Origin of the sequence: Metabacillus schmidteae (assembly GCF_903166545.1) — a bacterium.
In the GTDB taxonomy this organism is placed as follows: domain Bacteria; phylum Bacillota; class Bacilli; order Bacillales; family Bacillaceae; genus Metabacillus; species Metabacillus schmidteae.
Window position 1 is genome coordinate 2,221,008 of the sequence record NZ_CAESCH010000001.1, and the last position, 23,761, is coordinate 2,244,768.

The 23,761-nt window shown below is 34.4% G+C and carries 21 protein-coding genes; 9 read left to right on the plus strand and 12 right to left on the minus strand.

Annotation, left to right across the window (positions count from 1 at the left end):
- Positions 1 to 23 precede the first annotated feature (23 nt).
- On the plus strand, positions 24 to 965 hold the full coding sequence (locus HWV59_RS10595) for a DUF4349 domain-containing protein (protein WP_175638816.1): 942 nt from the start codon (positions 24 to 26) through the stop codon (positions 963 to 965).
- A 4-nt stretch (positions 966 to 969) separates the two neighbouring features.
- On the opposite strand, the gene HWV59_RS10600 is transcribed toward HWV59_RS10595, so the two are convergent.
- Entirely contained in the window at positions 970 to 1,230 is a 261-nt protein-coding gene (locus tag HWV59_RS10600; RefSeq protein WP_102232021.1) for a hypothetical protein, read from the minus strand.
- 273 nt (positions 1,231 to 1,503) lie between these two features.
- Between HWV59_RS10600 and HWV59_RS10605 the strand changes: the two genes are divergently transcribed.
- On the plus strand, positions 1,504 to 2,391 hold the full coding sequence (locus tag HWV59_RS10605) for a CPBP family intramembrane glutamic endopeptidase (protein ID WP_175638817.1): 888 nt from the start codon (positions 1,504 to 1,506) through the stop codon (positions 2,389 to 2,391).
- A gap of 37 nt (positions 2,392 to 2,428) precedes the next feature.
- On the opposite strand, the gene HWV59_RS10610 is transcribed toward HWV59_RS10605, so the two are convergent.
- Both HWV59_RS10610 and HWV59_RS10615 read right to left on the minus strand, forming a co-directional pair.
- A complete protein-coding gene (locus tag HWV59_RS10610) occupies positions 2,429 to 2,836 on the minus strand; it encodes a hypothetical protein (protein ID WP_102232023.1) in 408 nt (135 codons plus the stop codon).
- 366 nt (positions 2,837 to 3,202) lie between these two features.
- A complete protein-coding gene (locus HWV59_RS10615) occupies positions 3,203 to 3,403 on the minus strand; it encodes a cold-shock protein (protein ID WP_102232024.1) in 201 nt (66 codons plus the stop codon).
- A 434-nt stretch (positions 3,404 to 3,837) separates the two neighbouring features.
- Between HWV59_RS10615 and HWV59_RS10620 the strand changes: the two genes are divergently transcribed.
- Positions 3,838 to 5,457: an ABC-F family ATP-binding cassette domain-containing protein gene (locus HWV59_RS10620; RefSeq protein ID WP_102232025.1), complete on the plus strand. Its 1,620-nt coding sequence runs from the start codon at positions 3,838 to 3,840 to the stop codon at positions 5,455 to 5,457.
- Positions 5,458 to 5,527: 70 nt separating this feature from the next.
- Here the strand turns inward: HWV59_RS10620 and HWV59_RS10625 are convergent, their stop codons facing one another.
- Entirely contained in the window at positions 5,528 to 6,442 is a 915-nt protein-coding gene (locus tag HWV59_RS10625; RefSeq protein WP_175638818.1) for a CobW family GTP-binding protein, read from the minus strand.
- Positions 6,443 to 6,531: 89 nt separating this feature from the next.
- Complete coding sequence (locus tag HWV59_RS10630) at positions 6,532 to 7,764, minus strand: aminopeptidase (RefSeq protein ID WP_175638819.1); 1,233 nt, start codon at positions 7,762 to 7,764, stop codon at positions 6,532 to 6,534.
- Between the two features lie 163 nt (positions 7,765 to 7,927).
- Here HWV59_RS10630 and HWV59_RS10635 point away from each other — a divergent pair, with 163 nt between their 5' ends.
- On the plus strand, positions 7,928 to 9,094 hold the full coding sequence (locus HWV59_RS10635) for an acyl-CoA dehydrogenase family protein (RefSeq protein WP_235991707.1): 1,167 nt from the start codon (positions 7,928 to 7,930) through the stop codon (positions 9,092 to 9,094).
- 60 nt (positions 9,095 to 9,154) lie between these two features.
- Here HWV59_RS10635 and HWV59_RS10640 read toward each other — a convergent pair whose 3' ends face one another.
- The 3 genes from HWV59_RS10640 to mreBH form a co-directional block, all read right to left on the minus strand.
- Entirely contained in the window at positions 9,155 to 9,421 is a 267-nt protein-coding gene (locus HWV59_RS10640; protein WP_175638820.1) for a hypothetical protein, read from the minus strand.
- Positions 9,422 to 9,443: 22 nt separating this feature from the next.
- Complete coding sequence (locus tag HWV59_RS10645) at positions 9,444 to 9,581, minus strand: protein YkpC (RefSeq protein WP_175638821.1); 138 nt, start codon at positions 9,579 to 9,581, stop codon at positions 9,444 to 9,446.
- Positions 9,582 to 9,833: 252 nt separating this feature from the next.
- Positions 9,834 to 10,841 carry a rod-share determining protein MreBH gene (mreBH, locus tag HWV59_RS10650; protein WP_175638822.1) on the minus strand — a complete coding sequence of 336 codons (1,008 nt, stop codon included), beginning with the start codon at positions 10,839 to 10,841 and terminating at the stop codon, positions 9,834 to 9,836.
- Positions 10,842 to 11,365: 524 nt separating this feature from the next.
- Between mreBH and HWV59_RS10655 the strand changes: the two genes are divergently transcribed.
- Together HWV59_RS10655 and recQ are read left to right on the plus strand one after the other, a co-directional pair.
- On the plus strand, positions 11,366 to 13,750 hold the full coding sequence (locus tag HWV59_RS10655; protein ID WP_407941630.1) for an immune inhibitor A domain-containing protein: 2,385 nt from the start codon (positions 11,366 to 11,368) through the stop codon (positions 13,748 to 13,750).
- A gap of 248 nt (positions 13,751 to 13,998) precedes the next feature.
- Positions 13,999 to 16,134, plus strand: coding sequence for a DNA helicase RecQ (recQ, locus tag HWV59_RS10660; RefSeq protein WP_102232031.1), 2,136 nt, complete (start codon positions 13,999 to 14,001; stop codon positions 16,132 to 16,134).
- A 52-nt stretch (positions 16,135 to 16,186) separates the two neighbouring features.
- On the opposite strand, the gene HWV59_RS10665 is transcribed toward recQ, so the two are convergent.
- The gene (locus tag HWV59_RS10665; protein WP_235991708.1) at positions 16,187 to 17,245 is read right to left on the minus strand and encodes an AbrB family transcriptional regulator; all 1,059 of its coding nucleotides are present in this window, start codon (positions 17,243 to 17,245) and stop codon (positions 16,187 to 16,189) included.
- A gap of 311 nt (positions 17,246 to 17,556) precedes the next feature.
- On the opposite strand from HWV59_RS10665, the gene HWV59_RS10670 reads away from it, so the two are divergent.
- Positions 17,557 to 18,216, plus strand: coding sequence for a potassium channel family protein (locus HWV59_RS10670; RefSeq protein ID WP_102232032.1), 660 nt, complete (start codon positions 17,557 to 17,559; stop codon positions 18,214 to 18,216).
- Positions 18,217 to 18,264: 48 nt separating this feature from the next.
- On the opposite strand, the gene rnjA is transcribed toward HWV59_RS10670, so the two are convergent.
- From rnjA to def, 3 genes are all read right to left on the minus strand, one after another.
- On the minus strand, positions 18,265 to 19,932 hold the full coding sequence (rnjA, locus tag HWV59_RS10675) for a ribonuclease J1 (RefSeq protein WP_175638823.1): 1,668 nt from the start codon (positions 19,930 to 19,932) through the stop codon (positions 18,265 to 18,267).
- Positions 19,933 to 19,937: 5 nt separating this feature from the next.
- Entirely contained in the window at positions 19,938 to 20,147 is a 210-nt protein-coding gene (locus HWV59_RS10680; RefSeq protein ID WP_102232034.1) for a DNA-dependent RNA polymerase subunit epsilon, read from the minus strand.
- A 437-nt stretch (positions 20,148 to 20,584) separates the two neighbouring features.
- Complete coding sequence (def, locus tag HWV59_RS10685) at positions 20,585 to 21,139, minus strand: peptide deformylase (RefSeq protein ID WP_102232035.1); 555 nt, start codon at positions 21,137 to 21,139, stop codon at positions 20,585 to 20,587.
- 341 nt (positions 21,140 to 21,480) lie between these two features.
- Here def and HWV59_RS10690 point away from each other — a divergent pair, with 341 nt between their 5' ends.
- The gene (locus HWV59_RS10690; protein ID WP_175638824.1) at positions 21,481 to 22,134 is read left to right on the plus strand and encodes a YkyA family protein; all 654 of its coding nucleotides are present in this window, start codon (positions 21,481 to 21,483) and stop codon (positions 22,132 to 22,134) included.
- Positions 22,135 to 22,645: 511 nt separating this feature from the next.
- Positions 22,646 to 23,761 (plus strand): pyruvate dehydrogenase (acetyl-transferring) E1 component subunit alpha, encoded by a 1,116-nt coding sequence (gene pdhA / locus HWV59_RS10695; RefSeq protein WP_102232037.1) that lies wholly within the window; start codon positions 22,646 to 22,648, stop codon positions 23,759 to 23,761.

Consider the following 23,761-nt stretch of genomic DNA (forward strand, 5'->3'; position numbering starts at 1 on the left):
ACCGATAAGGGAAGTGTTGAGAGATGAAAAATTTAATGGTTATCATTTGTTCATTTTTACTGGCATTAGTAATTGGTGGATGCAGTAATCAATCTAGTGAGGAAAGTCAAACGATTAAATCAGATCAGGGTAGTCATGCATCTGATAATGGTCAAGATATGGCAGTTGAATCAGAAAGCAAGGCAGCGTTGAACGGTGATTCTACTAAACAAACAGAACCAGAAACAAAATCACAGGTAACGAATACGAGTAATCGAATGGTTATTTATACAGCCAATCTATCAATTCAAGTTAACAGTTATAATGAAACCATATCCTTTATTCAACAAGAACTTCAATCGAAAGATGGGTATATTGTAAATACAAATTCATATTCGGTAGAAAATGAATCATTGGAAGGGACTATAACAGTTAGAATTCCGCAAGAAAATTTTCAATCATTTTTAAAGACTGTAGAGAGTAAAAGTACAAAGGTAATCGATCAATCGATTAATGGTCAAGATGTGACAGAGGAATATGTTGATTTAGAATCTAGATTAAAATCCAAACAAGTGGTCGAAAAACGATTGCTGGAGTTTATGGAGAAAGCGGAAAAGACAGAGGATTTATTGAAAATTTCCAATGATTTAGCAACAGTTCAGGAAGAAATAGAACAACTGAAAGGTAGAATGAATTATTTAGATAATCAAGTAAATTTGGCAACGATCACCATTCAGATAAAAGAGAATAGAGTCAATGTTCCCGATCTTCAAAACAACGAACTTAACACATGGAATGAAACGAAAAAGCAATTTATGGAAACTCTTAATTTCGTTATACGAACACTTTCAACTGTATTTGTATTTATTGTAGGTAGCCTACCTGTGTTAATTGTATTAGGTGGTATTTTCTTTGTCATTTGGGTTTTTTTAAGAAGAAAACGAAGACATCAAGAGCAACCACCAGAGAACACAGAGAAAAATTAATTTGTTAAGTTGCTAAAATCGTTAAAATAAACATAGTAATAAATACGCTTCCGCTTATTAAAGCAACACTTATTAAAATCGAAAGCTTTTTATTTTCTATATGATAGTGGGGGAGAATCCTTTTCAATGAGATTGTGATAATCACGTATATGAAGATCACTCCGATTATAAATGTAATTCCATTGGATTGAAAGCCAAGAAATGCAAAGTAAATTCCAGAAAATAGTATTAGTAAACAATATTCAATTAGTGTATGTAATTTCATTTGAAGCACCTCATTTGATATAGATAATCTATTTTACCATAAGTTAAATCTTAGTATGAGTTATCGTTATTTTCAGAAAATGTTTGAAGTAAAAGTTGAATACTAATGTTTAAGATTTATGGGCTATCCACTAGGGATTAATCTAATTGGATAGCTTTTTATGCATAATATAGATTCCTATTTTCCTAGTACTATAATGCGATTATGATGTTAAAATATGTAAAAGTACGATAAAATGAATATTGGTAAACTTTCATGAAAAGGAGATTTATGATGAGTCAAAATTTTATAAAGATTGAAGAGGGAAAAAATACTCATAAGAGATATATTAGTTCGCTTCTTGTCATATTAGCTTTTATGCTAATATTAGGAACACTGGCATACATAGTTGCTTTAATCATTGGAGAATTGATAAACCCGGGTCTCCTTGATATTGAAACTGGGCTTGTAACAGATCCTCTTGTAGACCTTTATTTATTGCATCTTCAAAGCGTCTTATTGGTCATTGGTCTATTTATTGCTGTTAAATTTATTTTGAAAAGAAGGTTTATATCCATCATTACTCCTGCTGAAAGGTTAAATTGGGGGAAAATTGGCTATGGGTTTGTCGTTTTCTTCATAATACTCGGTGTCTTTTCAATACTTGATTTTGTTATTTTTCCAAGTGATTATCACTTGAACGATTTTAATATGACGAGATTTCTCTGGTTATTAATAGCAGTTATTTTTCTTGTTCCTATTCAAACAACTTCTGAAGAATTATTATTTAGAGGCTTCCTTCTTCAGTGGGGAGGAAAATTCACACAAAATCCAATTATATTAACGATTATTGTTGGAGGGATCTTTGGAAGTCTTCATTTTTTTAATCCTGAGATGGAATATGGTGCATTTTGGGTTGCATTAGATTACCTATCAATGGGCTTTATCTGGACATACATTTCAATTAAAACAAATAGCTCAGAATTTTCAATTGGAGCCCATGCAGCTAATAATATGTTTCTATGTCTCTTTTTAACAATGGAAGACACTGTTTACGGTGATATTCCTTCTTTGTTTGTAACAACAAATATAGATCCTATGATTTCAACAATAACAACGATTGTGACTGGGATTATATTCTCTATAATTGTTTTTAGAAAGAATAAAAAAGTATCATATTAAAAGCGTACACTTTGTGCACGCTTTTTTCAGATGCTCATTATCGACCTTTCAATATGTGCTCAATTAAGGTCAAATGAATAGTTGCCCATGCTTTCTCTTTAAAGTGTAAGATTACGCTTATAATTAAGATGGCTAGATATATCGTTATGAAAATAAAAAATGGTGTAGCTCCGTTTTTAAATAAAAATTCTTGAAGTTGCTTGGAAAATAGAAACAGTAACCATGGTCCTGCTGAAACAAATACAGGTATCATTCCCATCCCATTCTTTTCCTTCAAAATTCGATAATAGATTTTCTCCAAAGTTGATGTTTCGATCTTTTCATAAAATGTTTTCATTTCAGCAATTTCTTTTAATTCGCTTAATTCATTTAATTGTTCGCCGTTTTCCGATGCTTTCTTAAACTTTAAATACAATTTATGTGCATCTCCACGAGTAGAAAACAATGAGAAAACCTCCATTCCATACCTAAAATCGTTTGCAAATTTAAAGTGAAATATTCGTAAATAAGAGGAATTGTAAGAAAGAAGATAAGGAATGATTTGAAATTAGGTATATTTCTAATTATGTGGTATGCTTGAGGTAACCATTTAATACTTGTAGCAAGACTTCAACCACTCATCATTTGAGTGGTTTTTTTTATTAAGGTTAGGAAGTAAAATTTGCATTAAGGAAGATTAATCGATTTAGGGGATAGTTTTAAGTATAAGTGCAACTATTTATCACACTTCACCCTTCAGGCTCGCCGCTCGCTGAGGCTCCCATATGAAAAAAGAAGGCCTCTATAATAGAGACCTTCTTTAATCAGCTAATTATAATTTTGTAACGTTAACTGCTTGAAGACCGCGTTGACCTTGCTCAGTTTCAAATGAAACTTTTTGACCTTCGTCTAAAGATTTAAATCCTTCGCCTTGGATAGCTGAGAAATGTACGAATACATCGTCTCCACCTTCAACTTCGATGAAACCGAAACCTTTTTCTGCGTTAAACCATTTTACTGTACCTTGTTGCATAGTTGTTGCCTCCTGTGTGGAATTTCCACGTTTTATTACTATCCTTGCTCAATTAGATATCAAAGGCGAAAAGTTTAAACCACTTATTCTTTCCTTACAGACCGAACAAAAATAATTCTTACTAATCATAACAGATATGTAAGAGAAAAGCAAATAAGGAATGATATTTTAATTATTGCGTTTATATAACGAAAGTTTCAACTGAAAATAGATTGCATTTCATCATAATCTTTACAATAATGGTCAGAATTTTATGATGATATTCAAAAGAAACAAGGGGGATACATGGGGACAATCGTTAGATTTGTTGTATTCATTGCTATCACTATGATTATCCATTATAATAGGCATGTCCATAAAAGTATATATAGTAGGGAAAATACTAACTTTTAAAGAAATAGGGTAAAACAACCCTTTATTATTGGAGGAGTTTTATGATTCAAGTAACGAATGTTAGCTTACGATTTGGTGATCGCAAGCTATTTGAAGATGTGAACATTAAATTCACGCCTGGTAACTGTTATGGTCTAATTGGTGCTAACGGTGCTGGAAAATCTACATTTTTGAAAATACTGTCTGGGGAAATTGAAGCGCAAACTGGTGATGTAAGTATGGCACCGGGTGAACGTTTAGCGGTATTAAAACAAAACCATTTTGAATATGAAGAATTCGAAGTTCTAAAAACAGTTATTATGGGGCATAAACGCCTTTATGAGGTTATGCAGGAAAAAGATGCGATCTATATGAAAGCGGATTTTACAGATGAAGATGGCATGAAAGCAGCTGAACTTGAAGGGGAATTTGCAGAGCTAAACGGTTGGGAAGCTGAAAGTGAAGCAGCAATTCTTCTAAAAGGTCTTGGAATTACTGAGGAACTCCATACGAAAAAAATGGCAGAATTAACTGGTGGAGATAAGGTAAAGGTTTTATTAGCACAAGCACTATTTGGTCAACCTGATGTTCTTCTACTAGATGAGCCGACAAACCATCTTGATATTCATGCAATTCAATGGTTAGAAGAGTTTCTTATTAACTTTGAAAATACAGTTATCGTTGTATCACATGACCGTCATTTCTTAAATAAAGTTTGTACACATATAGCCGATCTTGACTTCTCGAAGATCAAAATATATGTCGGTAACTATGACTTCTGGTATGAGTCAAGTCAACTAGCATTAAAATTAGGTCAGGAAGCTAATAAGAAAAAAGAAGAAAAAATTAAAGAACTTCAAAATTTTATTGCAAGATTTAGTGCGAATGCGTCTAAATCAAAGCAAGCAACATCAAGAAAAAAATTATTAGATAAAATTACCCTGGATGATATTCAACCATCTTCCCGCCGTTATCCTTATGTAAACTTCACACCAGAACGTGAAATTGGAAATGATGTTTTACGAGTTGAGGGATTATCTAAAACAATTGATGGAGAAAAAGTATTAGATAATATTAGTTTTATTATGAACAAAGAAGATAAAATTGCGTTAGTTGGTCGTGATGAGATTGCGATTACTACATTATTTAAAATTTTGGCAGGGGAAATGGAGCCAGATAGCGGTACGTTTAAATGGGGTGTTACGACTTCACAGGCTTATTTTCCAAAAGACAATGGAGAGTATTTCAAAGGAGATGAGCCAACATTAGTTGATTGGTTGCGTCAATATTCCCCAAATGATCAAAGTGAGAGCTTTTTACGTGGTTTCCTAGGTAGAATGCTATTCTCAGGTGAAGAAGTATTGAAAAAACCAAGCGTATTATCTGGAGGAGAGAAAGTACGTTGTATGCTCTCAAAGGCGATGCTTAGTGGGGCAAATATTCTTTTATTAGATGAACCGACAAACCACTTAGATCTGGAATCTATTACTGCTTTAAATAATGGGTTAACAGCATATAAAGGTGCGATGATTTTCACATCTCATGACCACCAGTTTGTACAAACAATTGCAAATCGTATCATTGAAATCACACCAAAAGGAACTGTGGATAAACAAATGACATACGATGAATTTCTTGAAGATGAACAAGTTCAAAAGCAAGTGAAGGAACTTTACGTTTAAAATAATTTTGTCTTTTTGTGTAAAAGCCAAGTATCTATTTAAAGATGCTTGGCTTTATTAACTTTAATATTTATATTTCTAATTCTTTTAATTGCTTTTGTAACATAGAATGATCTAAATTTTCTCCTATAAAAACAAGGGTTTGTTTGCGATTCATTGGCTCCTTCATATACAAGGGCATCCCGTAGGAATATTGAAAAAGAAATGATTCTTTTGAATGACTAAAGCGAATATAGCCCTTTATACGGAATATAGTATCAGGCATCTCTCTTAAAAACTGTTCAAACATTTCTAAATCAACCGGATTTGAAAAAGTATGTACATAACTTCTTAAGTGTAGATGGTTATGAACATGTGCTTCGTTATGTTGATGTTTCTTGTTGATTTTATTTAGTTGAATAGATGAAAGAGGAATTCTTGCAAATTCAGTCATAAACAGTTTTCCTATAGGATTTAATGATTGAGTTTCTGAAATAAACATCGCCTTTTCGTTTTCAGACAATGAATCAATTTTGTTAAGAAGTACCACATCTGCATGCTCAACTTGTTCCATTAGTAATTTACGTAATTGAATGCTAAGACTAGCGCGGTCTTGCCATCTTTTCGCATCTACAATCGTAATAATGGCTTTGACTTCAAGCTGATCAGCGAAAAGTGGGGATAAGCAGGCATCCAGAACCTCAATTGGGTGTGCAACACCTGTTGTTTCAATATAGATGGCATCAAGATCATATTCCCTGAGCATGTTTTCTAATTGTACTTCAAGTTGTCCTTGTATTGTACAACAAACACACCCATTTAATAATTCCTTAAGAGGAGTCTCTTCAGGGACTACATCGGAATCTATTGAAACTTCACCAAGTTCATTCATAATAACAGCTATTTTACGGTTATTGAGTTGTTCCTCTGAAAGAATATTTTGAAGGAGTGTAGTTTTTCCGGCTCCTAAAAATCCAGATAGAATATATACTTCGACTTGCTTCATAAAAAATCTCCTTCTTATAATGTAAAATACCTTTACATTATTTTATCATGATGAAAAGGGCTGACACCTGTCAGCCCCAATTATAAAATTTAAAAAGCCCATGTTCCATTTCGGAAGATTGCTTCAATTGTTCCATCTTCTTTAATACCATCAATATTCATGTCAGCAGAACCTATCATAAAGTCGACATGAGTAATACTAGAATTAACACCTACTTTTTCTAACTCTTCACGAGACATCTTTTTTCCACCTTCTACACAAAACGCATATCCATTTCCGATGGCTAAATGATTTGATGCATTTTCGTCAAAAAGTGTGTTGTAAAAAAGGATTCCTGACTGAGAGATAGGAGAATCATGTGAGACTAATGCGATTTCGCCTAAATAGTGTGATCCCTCGTCAGTTTCAACCAATTGCTTTAGAACCTCTTCACCTTTGTCTGCTTGTACGGACACTATTCTTCCATTCTCAAACGTTAAAGAAAAATTATCGATTAAATTACCGCTATAGCTTAAAGGTTTCGTGCTTTGAACTACACCGTTTACTCCATTTCGTAATGGAACAGTAAAGACCTCTTCTGTTGGCATATTTGCCATGAAGAAGTTTCCTTTTTCATTTTCACTGCCAGCACCTACCCAAGTGTGAGTATCATGAAGTTCAATAGTCAAATCTGTTCCTTTTGCTGTGTAGTGAAGCTTTTTATATTTTTTGCTATTTAGGTAATCAACTTTTGCATGTAGGTTGTCATTATGCTGCTTCCAAGCAGCAACCGGATCTACCTGATCTATACGTGTAGTTTTGAAAATAGCTTCCCACAGCTTTTCAACTTGTTTGTCTTCATGTTCGTTTGGAAAGACTTTTTCTGCCCATTTTTTTGAGGCAGCAGCGATAACAGACCAACTTGCTTTATCAGCTTGAAGATAATTTCGATACTTCGAAAGAGCCATTCCTGCGGCTTTTGTTGAAGCAGCAATTCGCTTTGGATCAATACCGCTTAAAAGATCAGGATCAGATGAAATAATGGACATAAACGCACCATCATTTTCAGCTAATGTTTCAAGACCTTTTGCTTTCCATTCAGGATAATCACTTAAGGATTCTTCTGAAGCAAGCTCAAAACGAGTTCGTGTGATGAATTCATCACTCCACTCAACATAAACATTTCGGGCTCCAGCTTCGTATGCTTTTTTTACAACTAAACGAACAAAATCAACTACTTCAATTGATGTGTTTATTGTTAAATTTTGGTTTGGTTGAATGTTAACTCCTACACGAACAGCCAAGTCCGCATATTTTTCCAAGCTACTTTGAAAATTTGACAAACGTAAACACTCCTTCTATCAGGAAATATAGATAACTTGAAACATCATATCGCTAATATTGTAACAAAACAATTCAATAGATGAAATAATAAGCCCTTACATAAGTTAAAATACTTTCAGTTGGGATGGAAAATGAATACAATAAAAGTAATGAGGTGATATCGTGAACTATTTGGATGAGCAATTTATAAAAACAACGAACCAGAGAAATTGGCTATTGAAAACAGATAAGTTATCAAAAGAATTTGCCGAGCGAGCAGATTATTATGATCGAAATGGAGTATTTCCTTTTGAAAATTTTGATGCACTAAAAGAAGAAGGATATCTTCATCTTACCATTCCAAAGGAATTTGGAGGACATGGAGTGAGTTTATATGAATTTCTTTTAGTACAGGAAAAGATTGCTCAAGGCGATGGTGCCACTGCTTTGTCTTTAGGTTGGCATTTAGGATTAATGATGCACTTACATGTGACTCAGAAATGGGATAAAGAGATTTATAAACGTGTTTGTCATGAGGTCATTTCAACTAAAGCACTAATTAATAGTGCTGCAACAGAACCTAATTCCGGAAGTCCAGCTAGAGGAGGAAAACCGGAGACAATCGCTGTTAAAGAAAATGGCCATTGGATTATTAACGGGAAAAAAATCTTTACATCATTGGCGCCAGCTCTTCATTATTTCATTGTTCCTGCAACAATTGAAGAAACAGGTGAGATCGGTGACTTTCTTGTTCCTAGAAGTACAACAGGAGTCGTAATTGAGGAGACATGGGATACAGTAGGTATGCGTGCAACAAGAAGTGATGACCTTATTTTAACAAATGTTCATCTTCCAGAGAATGCCCTAGTGGAGAGGAAAGAGAAGAAGGAGCGACCATCTGCTCAAGGTTGGCTTCTTCATATACCGGCTTGTTACATTGGAATCGCTCTGGCTGCGAGAAATGAAGCTGTAAGCTTTGCTAAAACTTATCAGCCGACAAGCCTGCCCCATCCTATAAAAGAAGTGCCAGAGGTAAGACGAAAGATCGCAGAAATAGATATTAAGCTAACCACTGCGAGGACCTTATTATATTCAACAGCTAATAAATGGGATGAAACACCTCAAGAGGAAAGAGGTAAATTAGCATACGATTTAGCTGTAACAAAAACAGTTGTGACAAACACAGCGGTTGAAGTCGTGGACTTAGCGATGAGAATTGTTGGAGGCCAAAGTTTGTATTATTCAAATCCTCTTCAACGATATTATCGCGATGTAAGAGCAGGGTTACATAATCCACCTTCAGATGACATTACAAATAAAATTATAGGTGATAGAGCGTTTAGAGAATAAATAAACAAAGCATTCAAGAAGAGGTACCTAATTTCTACTTGAATGCTTTGTTTTATGTATTTATATTTCATTCGCAAATGCGATGAAGTATACTACTGTTCCACCAAACATTAAGATTCCGATTACGTAAAGGTTAATAATGGATCCAATAACAGCCTTTTTAGTTATCATTGAAACAAATGAATAGGCGAATCCCAGTAACAATAGAATGACGAAGACCGGAATAGTATATGAGCCTCCCCATCCGCTAAAAAATAAAAACAAGGCAGTAATCGGAAACAAAAAGGGAAAGATATGTTGAATGGTGGATTTGTTATAAATAAACATACATTGTAAACCTCGCTTTTTCTTATTCGCTGACAGCTTGAACAACCTCATCATTTTCAGATGGGTTACCTGGCATATTTGCTAGTGAAACACTCATCCCCCCCATGATAATGACGGCTAATGTTAAACTGATAATAAAACGTCTACTTAAATCCTTCACTAATGTGCCTCCTTTGTACTCAAAAATTTAACGAAAAAACATAAGATATTGTTTCGGTTTTCCAGAATTTTTTATTACTGGTAAACCAGATATAATGTATTCACTAATAAAAGAATTGATGCAACTAAATTGTGAAGTTTGTGTAAAAAGTAAAAAAGAGGCTAATAGTTAGTAAAAAAAAAATTAAACCCACTTCTAAAATAGCAGGTTTAATCCATTTGTCTCGTATAGGAAAGGCGCTTGCGCTTAGTTCTATTTCGCTGCTTTAAGTAATTTACTGATAACAGAAAGAGATCTACCAGTACCAATTGCAACAGATTCTAATGGGTTTGGAGCAATATGAACAGGAACAATCATTTCATTACTGACCCATTCTTGAAGTCCCTTCATGAGTGCTCCACCACCAGTTAAAATGACACCTCTGTCTACAATATCTCCACTTAATTCAGGAGGGCAATCCTCCAGTGTTGCTCGAATAGCTTCTAATATGTGTAATAGTGACTCTTTCATTGCTTCTTGCATTTCTGTTGATGTGACAGTAATTGTTTTTGGAAGACCTGTCACTAAATCTCTACCTCTGATTTCCATTGATTCTTCTTCATGTTTGATTAATGCATAGCCAATCTCCATTTTCATTTGTTCGGCTGTTCTTTCACCAATTAATAGATTGTAATGTTTACGAACATATTGAATGATATCCTCATCTAATTGATCTCCGCCAATTCGAATGGAATGGCACGAAACGACACCGCCAAACGAAATAATCGCTACTTCAGTTGTTCCTCCGCCAATATCAACAATTACGTTTGCAATCGGCTCATCAACAGGTAAATCAGCTCCTATGGCAGCAGCTACAGGTTCTTCTATTAAATGAACTTGTTTAGCTCCTGAGCTTCGAATTGCATCCTGTATGGCTCTTCTTTCTACAGATGTTGCTCCAGAAGGAGTACATACGACTACTGTCGGCTTTCTTACAGACATTCCTAGTTTTTTAGATGCAATCTTCATAATCTGTTTTAACATATCAGTTGTAATATCGTAATCGGCGATAACACCATCCTTTAAGGGTCTAACAGCTACAATTTGCCCAGGTGTTTTTCCGATCATGCTTTTGGCTTCTGAACCAACAGCTAATACCTTTTTAGAAACAGTATCAATAGCTACTACAGATGGTTCATTGAGTACAATTCCTTTGTTCTTTGTATAAACGAGTATATTTGCTGTTCCTAGATCTATTCCAATTTCAGTTGTTGAAAACATTATATAAAAACCTCTTTTCATCATTACTTATCTATAGAATTTGTAGAACTTTGCAGTTTTTTGGGGGCTTTTATCTAGTTGATAAGAGAACGTCACAGCTTTGTCATAAATGTAATATTTTCACCAGAATATTTTATAGAATAATATTCTTTAATAATGAAAAGCTTTAAAGCTAAAATATTTTAAAGCATGTGTGAAAGAATGAGTTTAACAGGTAATGGGATTCTTCTGTGTATTTTGAGTTAAAAATTCATTGTGAGATAACCTGTCGGGATTATTGATATTAAAGTGATTTTTAGAGATTGTAAATATACTTATAATGACCTAGATAAATTTGGATATGTAGGGAAAAAGGACTTGTTTAAATTTTCAGAAAATAGAATCTTCGAACTATTTATTATATTTATATAAAGATTATAATAATGTTGTAGTTATTAATAGTTTAGTAGAAACTTTTAGAATATGTCTAAAAGATTTCAACTTGAAGAAGGGGGATTTAAGTGAGGAAATTGAAAAGGGGTATTATGATCAGAAACAAGAGATGGAAAAAGGCACTGAAGATTACTGCTAGCTCGGTTGTTATGGGGGGGCTTTTATTTAGTACATATTTACCAAACGGTTCGAATGTGCAAGCAGTAAACAAGGTAGAAGAATCCCCACCTATCGATTGGAACATTATTCCTGATGAAAGATTGGCAAACGCTTTAAAAGAACAAGGTGTGGTTTCGAAGAATGCTAATAGTCAACAAGTAAAAAATGCAGTAAAGAATTATGTTGAAAAGAAACAAGGTGAAAAGCCTGGTAAGGTCTCACAAAAACATGAAGAAGAAGTATTAATGGATAAGAAAACAAAAGATTTTCTTACAAAGCAAAAGGACAAGCTTGCTAAACAACTAAGCAAAGGTCATGAAAATTATAAAAAAGGTAAACCAAATGGTGCAGTAAAAGTAAAATCAGCTGAGCAAGCTCCATACAATGAAGATGTCCGCACTGATAAAGTTCTTGTTCTTCTGACTGAATTTGAAAACTTCAAACATAATAATATCGAACAAGAAGAGGGATATATGTATGCTGATGACTTTAGCCGTGAGCATTATGAAAAGTTAATGTTTGGGGATAAAGAATTCAAATTATTCAACGGGGAGAAAGTGAAAACGTTTAAACAATATTATGAAGAACAATCAGGTGGAAGCTATACGGTTGATGGAACTGTCTCGGATTGGTTAACGGTACCGGGTAATGCAGCTGACTATGGTGACGATAACCCTAGTGGAGGTCATGACAACCTTGATCCCCTTGGGCCACGTGATTTAGTAAAAGAAGCGTTAAATGCAGCAGTTGAATCCGGTATGGATTTATCTGAATATGATGAATTTGATCTTTATGATTTAGATGGTGATGGTAATCAAGCTGAACCAGACGGCTTAGTCGATCATCTTATGATAATTCATGCTGGCACAGGTCAAGAAGCAGGCGGTGGACAGCAAGGTGATGATGCTATTTGGTCTCATCGTTGGACATTAGATGGTGTATATTCTGTACCCGGATCTCAAGCGAAAGTAGACTACTGGGGCGGTGAAATGGCTGCTTTTGACTATACAATACAACCGGAAGATGGAGCAGTTGGTGTTTTTGCCCATGAATTTGGTCATGATTTAGGACTGCCGGACGAATATGATACACAATATACAGGTCAAGGTGAACCTGTCGCTTCATGGTCAATAATGAGTGGCGGAAGCTGGAATGGTAATATAGCTGGGACAGCACCAACTAGTTTTTCTCCCCAAAATAAGGAGTTCTTCCAAAAGACTATGGGAGGGAACTGGGCAAATATACTAGAAATAGATTATGAGGATGTTACGAAATTGGGTGTTGCCTCGTATATCGATCAAAGTGTAACAAAATCTAATAACCCTGGGATCGTAAAAGTAAATTTACCACAGAAAAACGTAAAAGGATTCCTGCCTGATGAAGCTGGTGGTGAAAAATACTACTACAGTACAAAGGGTGACGACCTTCACACAAATCTTGAAACACCTGTATTTGATTTGACGAATGCAAAGACGGCAGAATTTAAGGCGTTACAATGGTTCGAAGTAGAATATGATTATGACTATGTTTATGTCAATGCTGTAACAAGCGATGGGCAAACTGTGGAGTTGGACGTAATCGGAGATGAAAATACTGAAGACGGAATGGAAACAACAAAAGGTAACTGGGTTGAGAAAACATATGACCTTAGTCAATTTGCTGGTAAAAAAGTAAAACTAGTTTTCGAGTATGTAACTGACGGAGGTCTGGCTCCTGAAGGTTTTGCGCTTGATAATATTTCTGTATCTGCAAATGGCACGGAAATTTTCTCTGATGATGCTGAAGGACAAGAAAAAGTAACATTAGATGGATTTATTGTAACTAATGGTTACTCAAAAGCAAACAATTATTATTATCTTGAGTGGAGAAACTATGAAGGATCTGATAAAGCTTTAGCCTATTCTCGCGGAGCGGTATATAATACTGGATTACTCGTTTGGTACGGAGATGAAAGCTATACCGATAACTGGGTAGGAGTACATCCTGGACAAGGCTTCCTAGGTGTAGTTGATTCACATCCAGAGGCAGTATTCGGTCTATTAAATGGTCAAAAAACTGTTTCTCAAAGTACTCGTTATCAAATCGCTGATGCTGCGTTTTCTTTTGATAAAACCCCAGAATTCTTTGTAGATTCTCCAACTCGCGGAGCTTATGAGTTTGTAGGTTACAAAGGCGTGAAAAAGTTTGATGATTCAAATAGCTATATTGATTCTGCAATTCCGGATGCTGGTCGTATTGTTCCAAATCACGGCTTAAAGTTTGAAGTGATAGGCGAAGCAAAAGATAACTCGGCTGGTGCTGTATGGATTCATAAATAAAATGTAAGCTAACTCATTCTCTTCTATATGAAGAGTAGTGAGTTAGCTTTTTTAGTGAAAAAAGAAAATTTATGTTTCTATAAGTAAATCTTAGAAGAAGAATATACCTGTTTTTTCTCCTTTTATATATAAAAATGGCATTTTTCCATTCAAAAAGAACAATTATACTAAAATTACGAGATATCATTCTCATGTTATACTTAGATTAATGTAAAAAAAGAAAGACCAATTAATACAAGGGTGATAAGATGTTTCAAAAAGCAGAAGAATATTTAAAAGAATATTTTGGGTATACCTCTTTTCGAAAGGGACAAGAGGATATTATAAGAAGTTTATTAACAGGTAACGATACATTGGCTATTATGCCTACTGGTGGAGGAAAGTCAATCTGTTATCAAGTTCCGGCATTAATACTTGAAGGGATCACGATTGTCATATCTCCGTTAATTTCACTTATGAAAGATCAGGTAGACGCACTATCGAGTGTTGGTATTTCTTCTACTTTTATTAATAGTAGTTTATCTGCATATGAACTGAATGAAAGAATGAATGAACTGGGCGAAGGGGCATATAAAATCTTATATATTGCTCCGGAGAGACTAGAATCTAACTTATTTCGAGAACTACTTGTTTCACTTCCGATTTCCATGGTAGCGATTGATGAGGCGCATTGTATTTCACAGTGGGGACATGATTTTCGACCAAGCTATAGATCAATAAAGTCAATGATTGCATTACTTCCAGAAAAACCATTAGTTGTCGCTTTAACCGCTACTGCAACAAAGGAAGTAACAGCGGATATCTGTGAATTGTTGGATTTAAGACAGGAACATACATTTATAACTGGTTTTACAAGGGATAATTTAACATTTAATGTAGTAAAAGGTGAAAATAAAAGGGATTTTATTTTGAGATATGTAAAAGCAAATCCTAGTGAACAAGGCATTATATATGCAGCAACCCGTAAGGAAGTTGATGATTTATCAAATTTTTTAGAGAAAAGCGGTATAGAATGCGGTAAATATCATGCTGGTATGTCTGAACATGCTAGAGCGGAGCAGCAGGATCGATTCTTGTATGACGAATACCAGGTTATGATCGCAACAAATGCCTTCGGAATGGGAATCAATAAATCTAATGTCCGTTATGTGATACACCATAACCTACCTAAAAATATTGAAGCATACTATCAAGAAGCTGGACGTGCGGGAAGAGATGGTGAACCAAGTGAATGCTTTATCTTATTTGCGGGACAAGATATACAGCTTCAGAAGTTTTTAATTGAACAATCTAACCTTAATCATGACAAAAAGATGCATGAATATCAAAAGCTTCAGCAAATGGTGGATCTCTGTCATACAGAAAAGTGTATCCAGTCCTATATTGTCGAATATTTCGGAGAAAAAATTCCTGAAGTGGATTGTGGGAAATGCATGAATTGTCGTGATACACGTACTAAGATTGAAGTGACTCAGGATGCCCTTATGGTTTTTTCTTGTGTAAAAAGGATGAACGAGAAATTTGGAAAAACTTTAGTTGCCCAAGTTTTAAAAGGGTCGAATAATAAAAGAATTGCTCAATTTAATTTTCAAAAACTTTCCACTTATGGACTAATGAAAAATAAAACAGAAAAGCAAATTGTTGATTTTATTGATTTTTTAATTGCTGAAGGTTATTTGTCATTAACAAATGCTCAATATCCTATATTACAGCTTACGAATAAAGCAATGGAGATATTGGTGGAGAAAAAACAAGTGTTCAAAAAAGAGCAAATGACTGTTCAGGCTATCCAAGTAAATGATGAATTATTTGATAAGTTAAAAATGATAAGGAGAGAGCTTGCATCAGAATTAGGTGTACCACCATATATTATTTTTTCGGACAGTAGCTTAAAAGATATGAGTACTAAATGCCCAACAAATGATCATGAATTTTTAGAAGTCAAAGGTGTTGCACAGACAAAATTAGAACGCTATGGGGAAACATTTATTTCTGCTATATGTGATTATGTAAAGGTGGAAAGGTCTCAAACTAATAATAAAGTTACTAGCAAAACAATAAGTGAAAATCCTGATAAAACCCCAAGTCATCTTCAAACATTTCAATTGTTTAATGACAACTTCACGATTAAACAAATTGTCAAACAGCGAGGTATAACAGAAATCACAGTTCAAAATCATATCATTCGTGCTATTGAAGAGGGGCTATCAATTAATTGGTCAAGGATTATTACAAGTGAGCAAGAAAGAGTAATAACAGATAAAATTCAAGAAATCGGGGGAGATCTATTAAAGCCATTAAAGGAAAATTTACCGAATGAAATCGATTATTTTCAAATTAAAGCTGTGATTTGTAAACTTCGAATGGAAGAGATCATAAATTAATAACTACGCACATCTAGTTCACTGTATGGAAAACAATAGATGTGCGTATTTTTTATGCACTAAGATGGTTGCTTTGAACCTTTTTCATACTGTATTTCAATATGCTTGGTACAAAGCTGATAATAAATATTAATCGAATGAATTGAAGGGAGCTAACTATTGCTGGATCAGCACCGATAGTCGAAGCAGTTAATACCATTTCAACAAGACCGCCCGGTGCGAATGAAAGCATCGCAGTTCCTAAATTTAAGTCGGTAATAAGAGAAAATATATAACCAAAACCAAAACTAACACCAATCAGTAATAATGTTGTTAAAAAATATAGTCCACAATATTTTCCTCCGTTTTTAAGATCCTGAAATGTTATCATGAGACCAAATCCAACACCGATAGAGACTTGAGCAAATATGAAAAATGATTCATGAAATGCAGGTAAGTTCAATCCAAGAATGTTTAATAAAGCGGTTGTGAGTAGTGGACCAATGACAAATGAAGCAGGTAATACTCTTCTAAGGCTCCACCCAACAAAACCGGCAATTATATACCAGCCATATGTAAAGATACTGGGGTTTTCACTTATTGTAACAATATTCTGTACAGTATGATTTGGTTCAAACATATGTTGTATTGTAAAAGGAACTAAAAAAACGACAGTTAAAAGTCTTACAGTTTGAAAAATGGTTACAAGAGAGGAGTTTGCTTTAACTGACTCACTTGCTGCAACCATTTCAGTTAGTCCACCAGGTATGGATGCAAAAATACTTGTATTTCGATCGATATTGACTAGCTTACTAATCAGAACACCGTTTATTACGCTAATGATAATCAATAAGATAGTAGTAACTAAAAATGGTAGTAAATAAGGTCCCACTAGTAGAAAAGTTTCTTTTGTAAAGGAAAGCCCAAATGAAATTCCTAAGATAATAAATGATCCATTTTTTAATATACTTGGCTGAGAGAATTGACTATAGTTCTTAAAACTTGAGCGCCATAAAATTAAGAATGTCATGGGGCCTAATATCCAAGCAAGTGGAATATGACAAATATAAAAAATATAGCCACCTAAAAATCCAATAATATATGGAAAAATGATAGTAGGTATTTTATTCAAGATTTATTCCCCCGATGTATATATAACAAAAAACCAAATTCTTAACTAAGTAAAAATTTGAATTATGTCATATTTTATTCTAATTATTTTATCATAATTCCTGAATCTTTCATTCTGTAGTTTTTCTGTAAATTAAGTTTGATTTATGATACGATTTTGATAGGGATTTGAAATAATGCTCAACAAATTTATGTCTTCTTTTTACTATTTGGGAGTATGGTTATATTATTGGAGATAATCTAGAAAACTAAGGCTATTACTACTCTAGATTTGGCCTAGTTTTCTTATTGTTGATAAGTGGAGGAATACTTATGGGAAAAGAATTTGCAGTAATTGGACTTGGACGATTTGGAGGTAGTATTTGCCGAGCATTAAGTGAAGAAGGTATGGAAGTTATGGCGATTGACACAGATGAAGATAAAGTTAATGAATTTGCTAATATTGCTTCACATGCTGTTGTCGGAGATACAACTGATGAAACGGTATTAAAAAGTATAGGTATACGTAACTTTGATCATGTCATTGTTGCGATAGGTGATAACATACAAGCAAGTATTTTAACAACGCTAATTTTAAAAGAACTTGGTGTAAAGCATATCACAGTAAAAGCTCAAAATGATTATCATGAAAAAGTCCTCTCGAAAATTGGAGCAGATCGAATTGTCCATCCTGAACGAGATATGGGAAGAAGAATTGCGCATAATATTATTTCAAACAATGTATTAGATTATTTAGAGCTTTCTGATGAGCACAGTATCGTAGAAATTGTTGCAAATGAAAAACTCAACGGTCATTCAATCATTGATCTGGATATTCGTGCGAAATATGGAATTAATATAGTTGCGATGAAAAGAGATAAAGATATTATCGTTTCACCACAAGCAAATGAAATTATTAGAAAAAATGATATCCTCATTGTCATTGGAGCAGATACTGATATAAACCGTTTTGAAAAACGATTACTTGGCTAAAAATAGAAGAAGCCGTCACTTGAGTGACGGCTTTTTCTATTTAGAGAATTAAACTTCCATTATAATTGGAAGGATCATAGGACGACGTTTGGTTTTTTCGTATAAGAATGGTGAAAGGGTATCGGTAATTTCATTTTTAATTTCAGACCATTGACTAGTACGACGTTCCATAATTTTGTTCAAGTGTTTCGTAATAAGAGTTTGAGCATCGTTGATTAAATCGCCTGATTCACGCATATACACAAATCCTCTTGAAATAATGTCTGGTCCTGCAGCAATTTTGAAATCTTTCATGTTAATGCTTACAACAACAATAACGAGACCTTCCTCAGAAAGGATACGTCGATCACGAAGCACGATATTTCCGATATCTCCAATGCCGCTTCCGTCAATATATACGTTTCCTGAAGGTATTTTACCGGCAACTCCAACTTCTCGATCACCTATCGCTAAAACCTCTCCATTGTCCATGATGAAGCAATTTTCCTCTTCAACACCACAATCTACAGCATGCCTCGCGTGCATTTTCTGCATACGGTATTCACCGTGAATTGGCATGAAATATTTTGGTTTCATTAAGCGAAGCATTAGCTTTTGTTCTTCCTGTCCACCATGTCCAGATGTATGAATGTCGTTAAGTGGCCCATGGATAACCTCTGCACCCGCTTTAAAAAGCTGATTAATTGTTTTGCTGACACTTAATGTGTTTCCTGGGATTGGAGAAGAAGAAAATACAACATTATCTCCAGGTATAATTTGAATTTGTCTATGAGTGCCGTTTGCTATACGTGATAATGCTGCCATTGGTTCACCCTGGCTACCTGTACATAAGATTGTTACTCTGTGAGCAGGCATTCGGTTAATTTCATGTGCATCCACAAATGTATCTTTCGGACAACTAATATAACCTAAATCTTGTCCGATTTGGATAGCTGCCTCCATGCTGCGTCCAAACACTGCAATTTTACGACCATGTGAAACTGCTGCTTCTACCACTTGTTGTAGACGGTGAATATTGGACGCAAATGTTGCAAAGATAATTCGACCGTCTACTTTACGGAATATTTCATGAATACTGTCGCCAACCCGTCTTTCTGACATAGTGAAGTTTGGAATTTCACTATTTGTACTATCGGATAGTAAACACAAGACACCGTCTCGGCCAATCTCTGCCATTTTTGTTAAATTTGCTGGCTCCCCTACAGGAGTAAAATCAAATTTGAAATCACCCGTATGTACGATATTACCTGGAGGTGTTTTGACAACAATTCCATATGAATCAGGAATACTATGTGTTGTTCTAAAAAACGTAACAGATGTTTTTCTAAACTTTATAATATCGTCTTCTTGTATTTCAATTAATTTTGATTGACGTAAAAGTCCATGTTCTTCTAATTTGTTTCGAAGTAAACCTAAAGCTAATTTCCCGCCATATATAGGAATATTAACTTGACGGAGTAAATACGGAATACCCCCGATATGGTCTTCATGTCCGTGCGTTATAAATAGTCCCTTTATTTTGTCTTCATTTTTTACTAAGTACGAATAATCAGGAATGACATAGTCAATTCCAAGGAGTTCATCCTCCGGGAACTTTATTCCGGCGTCGATAAGGATAATTTCATCTTGAAATTGAACACCGTACGTGTTTTTACCGATTTCACCAAGTCCACCTAATGCAAACACAGCAACTTGGTCATTTTTGACAAATTTCATAACAATCAGATCTCCAATACTTTATAGTTTTCACTTTGCTTTTCATATTCTAAATATGCCCCATCAACAGGAGTGATAAATTCGATGTTATAACCACGCTCTTTTAATTTAGATCGAACATCCTCTTCAGATGTTGCTTCAATATATAGAGTGTTTGTTCTTTCTCGAACAGGCACCTCAGAAATTTTATCTTGATAATACACTTTAAAAATCATTTACCAAATCTCTCCTTAACTTCCGAATGTTAGACTAACTTTTTCTATTATATTCGATATTCGTATACAAGCCAAGTAAATCGGGAAAAGTGTCAGCAGTTCTTTATTTTATTTATTGTTAAGTGAATGATTTATGCGATTGTTTTTCTTCTAAGTAAATGGTTCCATTGATTACGGAGTGACTTCTTTAATTTTTTTAACATAATAAAAACCTCCTTTATAGATTTTGTTAGAGATGCCGTTCAATATTTTTTTCAATTTTAGTATATGGAGAAGATTCATTTCTTTTACATCCTGATAAGTGGGAATTATTGAGAATTAATTGTTTCTTTTTATTACAGTAGGAGAAAAACTGAAGGAAAAACTTCTGTAGATCGCTCGTTCACTCTTAGTAAAGAAATGAAAAAAAGCAGGGGACTTATAATCCCATGCTTTTTTTACCTTTCAATTGGTATTGCATTTTCAGGTTCTTGAAAGGGGTTATCTGTATTAATATGATCATAAAACATAACACCATTTAAGTGATCAATCTCATGTTGAAAAACGATGGCAAGAAGTCCCTTTAGACGGATATCTATTTGTTCACCTTCAAGGGTAGTGGCTTTGACCCGAATACGAGCATAACGAGGAACAATTCCAGGAACAGCTCGATCAACTGATAAACAGCCTTCACCAGAAGTTAAAAAACTTTTTTCAACAGAGTGACTAACAATTTTGGGGTTAAAAAGGGCATAGCTGTGTTGATTTCCCTTTTCGTCCAATGTATGAATGGCAATCATTCGTTTTGACACGTTAATTTGTGGAGCTGCAAGACCAATCCCTGGTCTTAATCCATATTTTTCAGATATTTCAGGATCTTGACTATTTTTCACATATTCAAGCATCTGAGCTAATGTCTGCTGTTCTTCGTCAGATGCAGGTAAAATAACCTCCTTTGCTACTTCTTTTAACGTTGGGTGTCCTTCTCTAATAATATCTTCCATAGTAATCATGCTGTAACACTCCTTTTTAACACGGTGACGATTTTATTGTCTATATAATTCTATGTAGAAACATTCCATATCACAATATATATTTAGATTATAAATGAACGAATAAAAAACGAAAAGAAAAACGTTAAGGATTAATATAATGAAGTTATCCTTATATTACAGTGGGGATTTTTTTGAAAAAAGTGGTCTAACTATAAGACGAGCATTCATATATTTTTGATGAAAAATCAAAAATATTGTTAATCTCCAATTAATATAAATAAGATATAAAAAAAGATTGTGAAAATATCCTTAACACATTATAGTAGAAACTGTCTTAAGGATTAGGGGGAATTAGAAAGATGTTGAAGAAACAATCGGTTTTTATACTTTTAATATGTACAGTTTTACTAACAGGTTGCTTCGGTCCTTCACCGGAAGAAAATATCTATCAAATTTTAGAAGATGTTGCCTCGCAGGAAGACACTTTTAAACAACAGCAGAAGCCGCTTCTTGAGCTTGAAAAGAAGGAATCTGAGCTTTATAACAAAATCATGGATTTGGGAATGAGTGAATTTGATCAAGTTGTTTCACTATCAAAAGAAGCGCTAACAGTTATAGAAGATAGAGAGAAAAAACTTCAAAAAGAGCATGAAAGTATTGTCGCATCAAAAGAAAAATTTGAGGAAATAACGACTGAAATTGAAAATATTACAGATGAACCGATACAAGAGGCTGCAAATCAGTTAAAAACGACAATGGAAGACCGTTATAAATCCTATGAAACGCTATTTGAGAATTATGAAACTTCACTTTCATTAGATAAGGAATTATATACAATGTTACAAAAGAAAGATTTAACGATAGAAGAATTTGAAACTCATTTAACAAAAATAAATGCAGCATATAAAACAGTTATAGAGCAAAATGAAGAATTTAATAAATTAACAGAGCAATACAATAAACAAAAAATGGATTTTTACAAAAAAGCAGAATTAAACGTTGAAACTAAGTAATGAATAGAAGAGAGTGGCCTAAACAAAAAGGTCATTCTCTTTTTTTTTTCTAGATTTACATAAGTCGAATGTAAAATAGTAAGATAACTGTACTAACAACACTGTTACAGATGATCTATTTGTAATAATACAGTTTTAGGGATTCAAGTTTGTAAATTGATTTCAAATAAAAAAATCCATATACAAACTAATTGACGGAGGTGAAATTATTAGTGTAAACTTGTAAATGAATTGTTAACGTGTATTAGTTTGATTAAAATTTTAACTAATACAGCATGAACTTATTAAAGTTCGTGATCCATACATAGAGAACGTTTTATACATCTCGTGAGTGGTATGAAAGGTAAGAAGAGTTGAATTCAAAAAAATTGTGTCATCCAAATGAATTTAGGGTAACCTATTGCTGTGAATATTGGAATTCTCTTACTAATATTAATATGTTCAATTTTGAAAAGATGGAAGATCAATCAATATTGGGCAACTCTTAAAACGGAAAGGAAGAGGTTATAAGATGGCTGCAAAAACAAAAGGCGCTGTTGTTGACAGTAAGAAGCAGTTTGAAGCTATTTCGAAGCAGTTTGAAACATTCCAAATTTTAAATGAAGAAGGTAAAGTCGTAAACGAAGCGGCAATGCCTGAAATTAGTGACGAGCAATTAAAAGAACTGATGCGTCGCATGGTCTATACACGTATTCTTGATCAACGTTCTATCTCTTTGAACCGTCAAGGACGTTTAGGTTTCTATGCTCCAACAGCTGGGCAAGAAGCTTCTCAAATTGCATCACAATTTGCACTAGAAAAAGAAGACTGGATTTTACCGGGATATCGCGATGTTCCGCAAATCATTTGGCATGGCCTTCCATTATACCAAGCGTTTTTATTCTCTCGTGGACATTTCCATGGTAACCAAATGCCTGAAGGTGTAAATTGTCTTTCACCACAAATCATTATTGGTGCGCAATACATTCAAACAGCTGGTGTAGCCCTTGGTCTTAAAAAGAAAGGGAAACAAGCAGTTGCAATCACATATACAGGTGATGGCGGTGCATCTCAAGGTGACTTCTACGAAGGAATTAACTTTGCTGGTGCTTACAAAGCTCCTGCGATCTTCGTTGTACAAAACAACCGTTATGCAATTTCAACTCCAGTTGAAAAGCAATCTGCTGCACAGACTATCGCTCAAAAAGCGGTTGCTGCTGGTATCGTAGGTGTTCAAGTTGACGGTATGGATCCTCTAGCAGTATACGCAGCTGTTCGTGATGCTCGTGAGCGTGCTATCAACGGTGAAGGTCCTACTTTAATCGAGACTTTAACATTCCGTTATGGTCCACACACAATGGCTGGGGACGATCCAACGCGCTATCGTACGAAAGAGACGGAAAATGAGTGGGAAGCAAAAGATCCATTAGTTCGTTTCCGCAAGTTCTTAGAAGACAAAGGTATTTGGAACGAAGAAGAAGAAAATAAAACAATCGAACAAGCAAAAGAAGATATTAAAGATGCGATCCAAAAAGCAGACAAATATCCAAAACAAAAGGTAACGGACTTGATGGAAATCATGTACGAAGAAATGCCTTATAACTTAAAAGAGCAATATGAAATTTACAAAGCAAAGGAGTCGAAGTAA